A 12,300-nucleotide genomic window follows, 5' to 3' on the forward strand; every position below is an offset into this window, starting at 1 on the left:
GAAGGCAGCCCCGAGCGCGAAAGAAACACCCATGTCCATCCCTCAGTCCGGCGGCGGTCCCATCGAGCATCACGGGCAATTGGCCGAATACATCGCCTCGGGGTGCAAGCCCAAATCCGAGTGGCGGATCGGCACCGAGCACGAGAAATTCGGCTATTGCCGCGACACGCTTGCGCCGCTTCCCTACGAGGGGGCGCGCTCGATCAAGGCAGTGCTCGAAGGGTTGCAGCAGAAATTCGGATGGCAGCCGGTTTTCGAAGGCGGAAACATCATCGGCCTGACCAAGGATGGCGCGAATGTCAGCCTCGAGCCCGGTGGACAGCTGGAACTGTCGGGCGCGCCGCTCGAGACGATCCACCAGACCTGCGACGAGGTGAACGAACATCTGCGCGAAGTGCGCGAGGTCGCCGACCGGATCGGGGTGGAATTCATCGGGCTGGGCGCGGCCCCGATCTGGCGGCACGAGGACATGCCGCTCATGCCCAAGGGTCGCTACAAGTTGATGGATGGCTACATGCAATCCGTCGGCACCATGGGCACCACCATGATGCGGCGCACCTGCACGGTTCAGGTGAACCTCGATTTCGCCTCCGAGGCGGATATGGTGCAAAAGCTGCGGGTGGCCCTTGCCCTGCAGCCCGTGGCCACCGCGCTCTTTGCCAATTCGCCCTTCCTCGACGGCAAGCCGAACGGTCACAAGTCGTGGCGCTCGCGGGTCTGGCGCGACCTTGATGCCGCGCGGACCGGCATGTTGCCCTTCGTCTTCGAGGAGGGTTTCGGCTTCGAGGCCTGGGTCGATTACGTGCTCGATGTGCCGATGTATTTCGTCTACCGCGACGGCACATACATCAACGCTTTGGGCCAATCCTTCCGCGATTTCCTGAAGGGGCAATTGCCTGCCCTGCCCGGTGAAGTGCCGACGCTGAGCGATTGGGCCGATCACATGACCACCGTCTTTCCCGAGGCGCGCGTCAAGAAATACATCGAGATGCGCGGTGCAGATGGTGGCCCGTGGCGCAGGCTTTGCGCGCTGCCCGCCTTTTGGGTCGGCCTGATGTATGACCAATCGGCGCTCGATGCGGCCTGGGATCTGGTCAAGGGCTGGGATGCCGAAACGCGCGAGGCGCTGCGGGTTGCGGCCTCGGTCGATGGGTTGCAGGGGCAGGTCGGAACGCTCCGCCTGCATGATATCGCCCGCGAGGCCGTTGCTATCGCCGAAGCCGGGCTCAAGGCCCGCGCGCGACCCGGTGCCGATGGCCTGATCCCCGACGAGACGCATTTCCTGAATGCGCTGAAGGACAGCGTGGAAACCGGGCGTGTGCCTGCCGACGAGCTGCTCGAGGAATACCACGGCGCATGGGCGGGCGACCTGAGCCGGATCTACGCGGCGCATCGCTACTGAAAGGGGCGCGGGCCACCGGCCTTTGCCCCACCGCCACGCGGTCTGGGTCGTTCAACCCTTTGTGGATTTTCCGATCCGTGGCTCCGTCCCTGCGAGCAGGCGTGAAATATTGCCCGCATGCCGCCAGAAGATCAGTCCTGCTAGCAAGACAAGCAGTAGCGCCGCCGCGCTGTTTCCAAGCAAGATGGCCCAGACCGGGGCGAGGGCGGCTGCCACCAGCGCCGAAAGCGAGGAGATGCGGCTGACGGCTGCCACCGCCGCCCATGTCGCGCAAGCCGCCAATCCGACGGGCCATGCCAGGGCCAGGAGCGTTCCCAGAAAGGTCGCCACGCCCTTGCCGCCCTTGAACCCCAGGAACACCGGGAAGCAATGGCCAAGAAAGGCGGCAAAGCCCGCGACCTGCGCCGCATCCTCGCCCAGCGTCGCACGGGCGGCCAGCACCGCGATGCCACCCTTGCCCGCGTCCAGAACCAGCGTCAGGAAGGCTGCGAGCTTGTTGCCGGTGCGCAGGACGTTGGTGGCCCCGATATTGCCCGATCCGATCTTGCGCAGGTCGCCAAGCCCGAAGAGGCGCGCCATCACGATGCCGAAGGGCACGGAGCCCAGCACATAGGCGAGCAGGCCAACCACCCCCAGAAGCGCCGGACCGGTTTCAAGCGCGGGGATCATGCCGCCATCTCCGACGTGCGGTCGTAGACCACGGCCCCATCCACCCATGTGCGCAGCACGCGCCCCTGCATCCGCTGGCCATCGAAGGGCGTGTTGCGCGACTTGGAATTGAGCGCGTAGCGGTCGAGGATATAGGGCACGTCAGGGTCGAAGAGCACCAGATCCGCAGGCGCGCCGGGCGCAAGCCGCCCCCCGTCAAGGCCGAACCGCCGCGCCGGGTTCAGCGACAGCGCCCGGAACAGAAGCGGCAGCTCCAGCGCCTCGGCATGGTAAAGGCGCAAGGCTGCGGGCAGCAGGGTTTCGAGCCCCACCGCGCCCGCGGCGGCGGCTTCGAAGGGCAGGCGCTTGCTTTCCTCGTCTTGCGGGGTGTGCATGGAGCAGATCACGTCGATCACCCCGTCGCGCAGCGCCTCGACCATGGCAAGCCGATCCTCCTCGTCGCGGAGCGGCGGCTTGACCTTGAAGAAGGTGCGGTAATCGCCCACGTCGAGCGCGTTGAGCGTCAGGTGATGGATCGAAACACCGGCGGTCACGTCGAGCCCTGCGGCCTTGGCGTGGGCTAGGGCAGGCAGGGCCATGGCGGTGGTGATCTGGTCGGCGTGGTAGCGCACGCCCGTCATCTCGACCAAGGCGAGATCACGCTCCAGCCCCATGCGCTCGGCCATGGGCGAGACGGCGGGCAGGCCGCGCAGCGAGGCGAATTTGCCCGAGGTCACGGCGGCCCCGTCGCTCAGGCCTGGTTCCTGCGGGTGGCCCACGATCAGCGCGCCGAGCGATCTTGCGTAGGTCATGCAGCGCGACAGGACCTTGGTGTTGGTGGTCACCGCATCGCCATCGGTGAAGGCCACGGCACCCGCATCCAGAAGAAAGCCGATCTCGGTCATCTCGCGGCCCTGCCGGGCGCGGGTCAGGGCGGCCATGGGCCGGACCTTGACGCTGGCATCTTGTTGCGCGCGGCGGGTGACGAATTCCAGCACTTCGGGCGTGTCGATGGGGGTGGCGGTGTCGGGGCGGGTGACCATGGTGGTGACGCCGCCCGCCGCCGCCGCGCGGCCAGCGGTGCGGAAGCTTTCCTTGTGGCGTTCGCCCGGTTCGCCCACCTTGACGCCGATATCCACGATGCCGGGCGCAAGGCAGGCCCCGTGGCAGTCGATGCCGCCTGCGCGCGCGCCCTCGCCGGTTTCGGCGATGCGCCCCCCCTCGATCCGGAGCCAGCCCAGCGTTTCGGTCCCCGCCTCCGGGTCGATCAGGCGGGCGTTGCGAAGCAGCGCGTTGGTCATGGCGTCTCGTCCCTTTCCAGTCGTTCCATCGCCGCCTGCCGGTCGCGGATCATCCGCCAGACCTTGCGCGCCTCGGTGATCTTGCGAAAGCCCGTTTGCGTCACCGTTCCGGTCACCAGCTTGTTGCGCGCGCGGCCCTGCCGCGCAACGCGCTCGGGGTGGGCATGCCGTGCCACGCCGAAGATCACGTCCCCCGGCATGCCATCGGTGAGTTCCAGCCTGTCCATGGCGGCGATGGGATAGCTTTCCAGCGTGCGTTTTCCAAGGATTACGCGCGCGACATAGGCCGTGCGGTCCGTCAGCGTATACCACGTGGTCGCGCGGACATAAGCATCCAGCACCACATGCCCCCCCATCATGAAAAGTCCGACCAGCAGGAAAGGCAGGCCGAACAGCGGAAAGAGCGTGAAGGGAAAGCCCGGCCCCTCGGCCAGCATCGAAGCGGCGGCGGTGATCCAGAACAGCGAGAACCCCGTGAACACGACCCCGAACAGGCCAAGCGGCGAGAGCGCGTCGCGCCAGATGATCCCCGGCTGGGGCTGCCCCTGCCACAGGATCGTCTCGCCCGGTTCCAGAATGCCGTCCCAGCCCGCCCCCTGCGTCATGCCCGCCCCCGCGCGGCGTCGATGCGGGCCTTGGTGGCCATGGCATCGGCCTGATATTTCAGCAGGTGCTTGTCGCCTGTGACGGTCACGACCTGCACGGCGGAAAAGATCGTGTTGACCTGCGCGATATTGTCCAGCGCGATGACGCGGGGACCGGGACCAAGAAGGCGGCGGTCTGTCAGGTCCCAGCGCATCCTGGTCTCGTCCGAGGACAGGTAAAGCGCGCGGACCGCGATGGCCAGAAGACCCCCGACCGCCCCGGTCCAGACATGTTCATTGCCAAGCGCCCAAAGGATGCCCATGCCCGCTGCCATGGCTATGGCCGCAAGCCAAGCGTTTTCCCGCCAATAGGTGGCGCGGTCGGCGTGGAATTGCGCGACCACCCCCTCGCCCGGATCGAGCGGTGTCTCGGGGGTGAAGATGTTGCGGGTCGGCAGATGCGGGTCCATCACAGCGCCCATATCAGGATCAGCGCCACGGCCCCCAGCACGACCATGGCCCAAAGCGCCCCTGTTCCACGACGCGCAGGCGGGGCAGGGAGCGGCGGCAGGGTCTGGGGCATCGGCGCGACATCGGCCTTGGGCAGCGTCGCGCTGTGATCGGGCCGCGCGAGGGGCAGGGAGGCTATAAGCCGTGCCTCGCCCGTGGGCGCGGGTTCTTCGGACAGGGCGCGCTCGGGCACCAGAAGGGCATGGCCCTTGATCCCGTTGATCTTTCGCAGCGCCTGCGGAGGGATGGCTTCGGGGGCAAAGGCCATGGTGATGTAATCGGACAGGGCCATGTCGCCCAGATCGCGGATCGGGAACAGCTCGATCTCTTCCGTATCCACCTCGGCGCCCAGCCAATCGGTCAGGGGCGGCAGGTCCGGGGCCAACCCTTCGGCGCGGGTGAGGTGGGTGTGCCTCAGCCCCTCGGGCGCGGTGATGGCAAAGACGTGGAGCGTATCCGTCATGCCACGCCTTTCTCGCGCCGCTCCCGCAGGTTTTCGGCCAGAAGCTCCATCGCGGCCATGCGGACCGCGACGCCCATCTCGACCTGCTCCTGGATTACGGATCGGTTGATGTCGTCGGCGATGGTCCCGTCGATTTCCACGCCGCGGTTCATTGGACCGGGATGCATCACGATGGCATCGGGCTTGGCATGGGCCAGTTTCTCGGCGTTCAGGCCGAAACGGTGGAAATATTCGCGCTCGGAGGGGATGAAGGCGCCGTCCATCCGCTCTTTCTGAAGGCGGAGCATCATCACGACATCCACATCCTTCAAGCCTTCGGCCATGTCGTCGTAGACCTCGACCCCCCAATCCCTGGCCCCGGCGGGGATCAGCGTCGGCGGTCCGACCAGCCGAACGCGGTTTTCCATCCGGCCCAAAAGGAAGATGTTGGAGCGTGCCACGCGGCTGTGGGCGATGTCGCCGCAGATCGCGATGTTCAGGCGATGGATGCGCCCCTTGGCGCGTTTGATCGTCAGCGCGTCGAGAAGCGCTTGTGTCGGATGTTCGTGCCGCCCATCGCCCGCGTTCAGGACCGCGCAATTCACCTTGTCGGCCAAAAGCTTGACCGCGCCGGAATGCGGATGGCGCACGACCAGGAGATCGGGGTGCATGGCGTTGAGCGTCAGCGCCGTGTCGATCAGCGTCTCGCCCTTTTTCAGCGAAGATGCCGCCATCGCCATGTTCATCACATCCGCGCCCAGCCGTTTGCCCGCGATCTCGAAGCTGGCTTGGGTGCGGGTCGAGGCCTCGAAGAACATGTTGATCTGGGTCAGGCCCTTGAGCGGTTGCCCGTGCTGGCGGCTGCCGCGCTCGGCCTCGGCATGGATATTGGCCCGGTCGAGCAGCATCGTGATCTCCATCGGGTGAAGGTCTTCGATCCCCAAGAGATGCGTCTGGCTGAATTTCATCGTGCCGCCCCGGTGCCTTGCGCCTGTGTGCGCTTATAGGTGCGGGCAGGGCGGGGCGGCAAGGCATCAGACCCGTTGCCCCCTTTTCCTTTGTTGCGCCTGCGCATAGCCTGCGCGGCATGGATGACATGGGCTATCACGAGGCGCTGGCGCTGCTGGATTGGCAGATCGAGCTTGGGGCGGACGAGGCGATCCTCGACGCGCCGGTCGACCGTTTCGCGCTGGAGGATGCCGCGCCGGTCGTCCCCGTCGCCGCACCCGCCACCGCCCGGCCTGTTCAGCCTGCCGCGCGCCCGGTCGAGGCTGCGGCACGGGCCGATACCGTGGATGCCGTTGCCGTGGCGCGCGATGCCGCCGCCGCCGCGCGGGACCTGCCCTCGCTCAGGGCCGCGATGGAGGCGTTTGCCCATTGCCCGCTCAGCCAGACGGCGACGCGGCTCGTCTTTGCCGATGGCGATCCGGCGGCGCGCGTGATGATCGTGGGCGAGGCCCCGGGCCGCGAAGAGGATCAGCAGGGCAAGCCCTGTGTCGGGCAGGCGGGTCAGTTGCTGGACCGCATGCTGGCCGCCATCGGGCTGGGCCGCACCGCCACCGATCCCGCGCAGGGTGTCTACATCACCAACATGCTGCCATGGCGTCCGCCGCAGGACCGCGAGCCAACACCCGAGGAACTGGCGATCATGGGTCCCTTCGTGCGGCGGCATATCGAATTGGCCGCCCCCGACATCCTTGTCCTGATGGGCAACCATGCCTGCCAGGGTCTGACCGGAAAGATGGGCATCACGCGTCTGCGCGGCCAATGGACCGAGGTGATGGACCGCCCCGCGATCCCGATGTTCCATCCCGCCCACCTGTTGCGGAAACCCCATGAAAAGGCCAAGGCTTGGGAGGATCTTCTGTCCCTCAAGGCGCGGCTGAGAAAGATGTGAGCCATGTCGCGCATCGACGAATCCCGCCCCTTTCATCCCGTGCGCATCGCCGTTCTGGCCGTGTCCGATACCCGTGGCCTGTCCGAGGACAAATCGGGCGACCTGCTGGTCCAGCGGTTGACGGATGCGGGCCATGTGCTGGCCGCGCGCAACATCCTGCGCGACGAGCGTGACGCCATCGCGGATCAATTGCGGCGCTGGTGCGCCGATCCCGGCATCGACGTGATCCTGACCACGGGCGGCACCGGCCTGACCGGGCGCGACGTGACCATCGAGGCGCATCGCGACGTCTACGAAAAGGAGATCGAGGCCTTTGGCACCGTGTTCACGATCATCTCCATGCAGAAGATCGGCACATCGGCGGTGCAAAGCCGCGCGACGGGCGGGGTGTCGAACGGCACCTATCTTTTCGCGCTGCCCGGCTCCAGCGGGGCCTGTCGGGATGCCTGGGATGAAATCCTGCGGTTCCAGCTCGATTCGCGGCACCTGCCGTGCAATTTCGTGGAGATCATGCCGCGGCTCGACGAGCATCTGCGACGGAAATGACCGCTTGCATCGTGGAACCGCGGTGATCGGGTCGCGCGATCCTGCGTGACTTGGTCACTTGGACCTTGCCGCGCCGCCCTCTACCTCTGGTGCAGGTACTTCTTGAGGCATTGAGCCATGCGATTCTTTCGCCGCGCCCTGATCGGGCTTTTCCTGATGTCATTGACGGTCGGTCTGTTGGCTGTGGCCGGCCAGACGATCCGGGGCGCGATCCAGACGCGGTTCGCCGATGGCGGCCCGTCGCAACCGGCGCGCGAGCGTGTCTTTGCGGCGGAGGTGATGACGGTCTCGGTCGGGACCGAAGCGCCTGTCCTGACCGCCTTTGGCGAGCTGCGGTCGCGCCGCGTTCTGGAGCTGAGATCTCCGGTCGAGGGGACGGTGATCGAACTGGCCGAGAATGTCGAAGAGGGTGGCATTGTCTACGCAGGGCAGGTCCTCATGCGCATCGATCCCGCCGAGGCGCAATCGGCGCGCGACATGGCCGCTGCCGACCTGCAGGATGCCGAGAACGAACTGGCCGAGGCTGCGTCAGCGCTGGACCTTGCGCAGGATGATCTGCGCGCCGCCCAGGCACAGGCCGACTTGCGCCAGCGCGCCATGGAACGGCAGATCGATCTTCTGGACAGGGGTGTGGGCAGCGCCGCCGCCGTGGAAGCGGTCGAACTGACCGCCGCCGCCGCCGATCAGGCAGTCCTGTCGCGCAGGCAGGCTCTGGCTCAGGCCGAGGCGCGGCTTGCGCAGGCGGAAACGGCGCTGGAACGTCGGCGCATCGCCCTGTCCGAGGCCGAGCGCATGCTGGCCCGAACGGTCCTGAGTGCGGAATTCGACGGGGTCCTGTCCGAGGTCGATGTGGTCGCCGGAGGGGTGCTCAACCGAAATGAAATGGTCGCCCGCCTGATCGACCCCCAAGCGTTGGAGGTCGCGTTCCGGATCTCGGCGGCGCAATACGCACAGCTTCTCGGGCCCGGGGGCGATCTGCCCGAGGCATCGGTGCGGGTGGTGCTGGATGCCTTCGGGTTCGATCTGAGTGCCGATGCCGTGCTGACGCGTGAAAGCGGATCGGTCGAGGCCGGGCAATCGGGCCGCCTGCTTTTCGCCCGGATCGACGCGCCGCGCGGCCTGCGCGCGGGGGATTTCGTGCGGGTCGAGGTGCAGGAACCGCCCGTGCACGGCGTTGCGCGTCTGCCGGCCTCGGCGCTCGGCTCGGACGGACAGGTTCTGGCACTGGGCGAAGACGACAGGTTGGAGGCCCTGGCCGTGGAGTTGGTGAGGCGGCAGGGCGATGCCGTTCTCGTGCGTGCCGCCAATCTCGACGGGCGCGAAGTGGTCGTGGTGCGCACCCCGGTTCTGGGCGCGGGCATCCGGGTCAACCCGGTTCGGCCCGAAGCCCCGGACGCCGCGGCAGAGCCCGAGACCATCACGCTCGATCCCGACCGACGCGCCCGGTTGATCGCCTATGTCGAAGGCAATCGCATGATCCCCGCCGAGGCCCGCGCCCGGATGCTGGACCAGTTGCGGCAAGATCAGGTGCCCGCGCAGATGGTCGCGCGCATTGAAAGCCGGATGGGCAGCTGACGATGCGCGCGCTTCCGCCCAAAGGTGTCGGCATCCTGAGCTATTTCACCCGGCACCGCACGGCGGCGAACCTGCTGTTGATGCTGATGGTCGTGGCGGGCCTTGCCGCGATTCCGCAAATGCGGGCGCAATTCTTTCCAGATGTGATTTCCGATGACGTGTCCATCGTCGTCGCCTGGGACGGGGCCGGGGCCGAGGATGTGGACGAGGCCATCGTCGGTGTTCTGGAACCCGTGCTGCTGGCCGTGCCCGGCGTCGCCGGGTCCCAAGCCATCAGCCGCGAGGGGCGCGCCAGCCTGACGCTGGAATTCGACCCCGGTTGGGACATGGCGCGCGCCGCCGACGAGGTTCAGGCAGCGCTCGATGCCGTCACCGATCTGCCCGAAGATGCCGAAGACCCCGAGATCCGCCGGGGCAGCTGGTCGGATCGGGTGACCGATGTGGTCATCACCGGGCCGGTCGCGCCCGGGCAACTGGGCCGGTTCGCCGATGAATTCGTCGCGCGCCTGTTCGAGGTGGGCGTGACCCGGACGACGATCCGGGGCGTTGCCGCACCCCAGACATTGGTGGAGGTGCCGCAGGCTTCGCTGGTGCGCCATGACGTGACCATGGCCCAGATCGCCGAGGTGATCGCCGCCGCAGCCTCGACCGCGCCGGCGGGAGATGTGGAGGGCGCGAATACCCGCATCCGCACCGGTGCCGCACAGCGCGATGCGGCCCAGATCGCGGGCCTGACGCTTCGCATCAACGCGGATGGATCGCCCTTGACCATCGGGGATGTGGCGCTTGTGCGCCTCGAGGGGGTCGACCGGGAACGGGCCTATTTCGTGGGTGAAAACCCCGCGATTTCCATTCGCGTCGACCGGTCGGAAGATGGGGACGCCATCGCGATACAGGCGCAGGTCGAACAAGTGGCCGCCGCGATGCAGGAGACATTGCCGCAAGGCGCGACCATCGATCTGATCCGCACGCAGGCCGAGGCGATATCCGGGCGGCTCGATATCCTGATCGACAATGCGCTGATGGGCCTGTTGCTGGTCGTGGCGCTGTTGTTCCTGTTTTTGAACGCGCGCACGGCGCTTTGGGTCGCGGCGGGCATCCCGGTGGCGTTGCTTGCGGCCATTGCGCTGATGTGGGCGGCGGGGCTGACGATCAACATGATCTCGCTCTTTGCGCTTATCATCACGCTGGGCATCGTTGTCGATGACGCCATCGTGGTGGGCGAACATGCCGATTACCGGGCGCGTCAATTGGGCGAGACCCCGGTCGTGGCCGCAGAAACCGCCGCGCGGCGCATGGCGGCACCGGTGTTTTCGGCGACCATCACCACGATCCTGGCCTTTGCCGCCCTGACCGCCATCGGCGGGCGGTTCGGCAGCATGATCGCCGATATCCCCTTCACCGTCATCGCGGTTCTGGTGGCGAGCCTTGTGGAATGCTTCCTTGTCCTGCCCAACCACATGGCCCATGCCCTGGCCCATTCGGCGCGGGAACATTGGTATGATTGGCCCTCGCGCGTTGTGAACAAGGGTTTCGAGAGGGTCAAGGAAATGGCCTTCCGGCCCGCGATGCGGATCGTGATCGCGGCGCGTTACCCTGTGGTGGCGGCGATGGTGCTGATCCTTGCGGTTCAGGTGTCCAGCGTCATCCGGGGCGATGTGACATGGCGTTTCTTCAACGCGCCGGAACTGTCGTCTGTCACCGGCAATTTCGCGATGCTCGACGGTGCGACGCGGGACGACAGCCTTGCCATGGTGCGCGAGATGCAGCGCGCGACCGAAGCCGTCGCCGCCCGCTACGAGGCGGAACACGGCGTGAACCCGCTGATCTACGTTCTGGCCGAGGTGGGCGGCAACAGCGGGCCGGGGCTGAGCGGGGTCGAGAACAAGGACGAGGACCTGTTGGGCTCCATCGCCATCGAATTGATCGATGCCGACCTGCGGCCCTATTCGGCCTTTGCCTTTGTCGCGGACCTTCAGGACGAGGTGCGCCAATTGCCCCTGACCGAGGTCGTCAGTTTCCGTGGCTTTCGCGGCGGACCGGGGGGCGATGCGATCGACGTGCAAATCACGGGGGCCGGGACCGAAACGCTCAAGGCGGCGGCGATCTGGCTGCAGACGCAACTGGCCCGCTTTCCCGAGGTCTCGGGTCTGCAGGACAGCATGGCCTATGACCGCGAGGAATTGAGCCTGACGCTGACCCCGCAGGGCGAAGCGCTGGGGTTCGACATCGGCACACTGGGCCGCGTGTTGCGCAACCGTCTGGCCGGGATCGAGGCCGCGACCTATCCCGATGGCCCCCGCACCGCGTCGATCCGGGTGGAATTGCCCGAGGGCGAACTGACCGCCGATTTCCTCGACCGGACGCTGTTGCGGGCGGCGTCGGGGCAATATGTGCCCTTGGCCGACATCGTGACCGTAACCGCCCGGCAGGGGTTTTCGTCGATCCGGCGTGAGAACGGGCTGCGGCTGATCTCGGTCACAGGCGATCTGTCCGAGGATGACCCCGCCCGCGCCGCCGAGATCATGACGGAACTGACCGAGGTCATCGTCCCGCAGCTCGAGGAACGGTTCGGCGTCGCCACCCGCCTGTCGGGTCTGGCCGAACAGGAGCGGGAATTCCTTGGCGATGCGATGACCGGGTTCATCCTGTGCCTGATCGGCATCTACCTTGTTCTGGCGTGGATATTCGCCAGCTGGACCCGACCGATGGTGGTGATGGCCATCATCCCCTTCGGATTGGTGGGAGCGATCTACGGCCACATGGCCTGGGACATTCCCTTGTCGATGTTCACCGTGGTCGGCCTGATCGGGATGACGGGGATCATCATCAACGATTCCATCGTTCTGGTGACGACGATCGACGAATATGCAGAAACCCGTGGCCTTGTCCCGGCCATCATCGACGGGGTTTGCGACCGTCTGCGGCCTGTGCTGCTGACGACGTTGACGACGGTTCTGGGGTTGGCGCCGCTCCTCTATGAGCGGTCGCAAGATGCGCAGTTCCTGCGGCCCACCGTGGTGACGCTGGTCTACGGGTTGGGGTTCGGCATGGTGATCGTCTTGCTGGTCGTGCCGGCCATCATGGCGATGCAGCGCGATTTCGCGACCCAGATGCGCGCCATGCGCCGGGCATTCGGGGCGTTTCGGCGCAGACCCGATCTTGGGCGCGGGATGGCCGCGATGGGTGTGGCGACCGCCGCGCTTTTCGCCATGACGCTGGGCAGCGTGATCGTGACCGGGAACATGGCCGGTCCCCTGGCGGGGATCAGCGGGGGGACAAGCGTTGCCTTGGCGCTGTTTGTCGGCGGCGCGGCGCTGGTCTGCCTCATCGGATGGGTGGTCGCGGTTCTGCGCACCCTGCTGATGCGGCAGCGCCGGGCGGGCTGAGCCCCG

General features: G+C 66.8%; 11 protein-coding genes. 5 read left to right on the forward strand and 6 right to left on the reverse strand.

Features of this window, described 5'->3' with window-relative positions; all coding sequences use genetic code 11:
• Nucleotides 1–31: 31 nt before the first annotated feature.
• Nucleotides 32–1,402, forward strand: coding sequence for a glutamate--cysteine ligase (locus AABA51_RS01120; protein WP_338273565.1), 1,371 nt, complete (start codon nt 32–34; stop codon nt 1,400–1,402).
• Nucleotides 1,403–1,453: 51 nt separating this feature from the next.
• Here AABA51_RS01120 and plsY read toward each other — a convergent pair whose 3' ends face one another.
• From plsY to AABA51_RS01150, 6 genes are read right to left on the reverse strand one after another with little or no spacing between them, the layout of a single operon-like run.
• Complete coding sequence (gene plsY / locus AABA51_RS01125) at nt 1,454–2,068, reverse strand: glycerol-3-phosphate 1-O-acyltransferase PlsY (RefSeq protein ID WP_338276375.1); 615 nt, start codon at nt 2,066–2,068, stop codon at nt 1,454–1,456.
• On the reverse strand, nt 2,068–3,351 hold the full coding sequence (gene pyrC, locus AABA51_RS01130; RefSeq protein WP_338273567.1) for a dihydroorotase: 1,284 nt from the start codon (nt 3,349–3,351) through the stop codon (nt 2,068–2,070). The genes plsY and pyrC overlap by 1 nt, the downstream gene beginning before the upstream one ends.
• Nucleotides 3,348–3,956, reverse strand: a complete 609-nt coding sequence (locus tag AABA51_RS01135; RefSeq protein ID WP_338273569.1) for a hypothetical protein — start codon at nt 3,954–3,956, stop codon at nt 3,348–3,350. Before AABA51_RS01135 ends, pyrC begins: the two co-directional genes overlap by 4 nt.
• Nucleotides 3,953–4,405, reverse strand: coding sequence for a hypothetical protein (locus AABA51_RS01140; RefSeq protein WP_338273571.1), 453 nt, complete (start codon nt 4,403–4,405; stop codon nt 3,953–3,955). Before AABA51_RS01140 ends, AABA51_RS01135 begins: the two co-directional genes overlap by 4 nt.
• The gene (locus tag AABA51_RS01145; protein ID WP_338273574.1) at nt 4,405–4,908 is read right to left on the reverse strand and encodes a hypothetical protein; all 504 of its coding nucleotides are present in this window, start codon (nt 4,906–4,908) and stop codon (nt 4,405–4,407) included. The genes AABA51_RS01140 and AABA51_RS01145 overlap by 1 nt, the downstream gene beginning before the upstream one ends.
• Entirely contained in the window at nt 4,905–5,855 is a 951-nt protein-coding gene (locus AABA51_RS01150) for an aspartate carbamoyltransferase catalytic subunit (protein WP_338273576.1), read from the reverse strand. The genes AABA51_RS01145 and AABA51_RS01150 overlap by 4 nt, the downstream gene beginning before the upstream one ends.
• Before the next feature lie 119 nt (nt 5,856–5,974).
• Here AABA51_RS01150 and AABA51_RS01155 point away from each other — a divergent pair, with 119 nt between their 5' ends.
• The 4 genes from AABA51_RS01155 (at nt 5,975) to AABA51_RS01170 (ending at nt 12,294) form a co-directional block, all read left to right on the forward strand.
• Nucleotides 5,975–6,784 (forward strand): uracil-DNA glycosylase, encoded by an 810-nt coding sequence (locus tag AABA51_RS01155; protein WP_338273577.1) that lies wholly within the window; start codon nt 5,975–5,977, stop codon nt 6,782–6,784.
• A 3-nt stretch (nt 6,785–6,787) separates the two neighbouring features.
• Nucleotides 6,788–7,330, forward strand: a complete 543-nt coding sequence (gene moaB, locus AABA51_RS01160) for a molybdenum cofactor biosynthesis protein B (RefSeq protein ID WP_338273579.1) — start codon at nt 6,788–6,790, stop codon at nt 7,328–7,330.
• Between the two features lie 117 nt (nt 7,331–7,447).
• Nucleotides 7,448–8,905, forward strand: a complete 1,458-nt coding sequence (locus AABA51_RS01165; protein WP_338273581.1) for an efflux RND transporter periplasmic adaptor subunit — start codon at nt 7,448–7,450, stop codon at nt 8,903–8,905.
• Between the two features lie 2 nt (nt 8,906–8,907).
• Nucleotides 8,908–12,294 (forward strand): efflux RND transporter permease subunit, encoded by a 3,387-nt coding sequence (locus AABA51_RS01170; protein ID WP_338273583.1) that lies wholly within the window; start codon nt 8,908–8,910, stop codon nt 12,292–12,294.
• Nucleotides 12,295–12,300 lie beyond the last annotated feature (6 nt).

Source organism: Roseicyclus marinus (assembly GCF_036322625.1).
In the GTDB taxonomy this organism is placed as follows: domain Bacteria; phylum Pseudomonadota; class Alphaproteobacteria; order Rhodobacterales; family Rhodobacteraceae; genus Roseicyclus; species Roseicyclus marinus_A.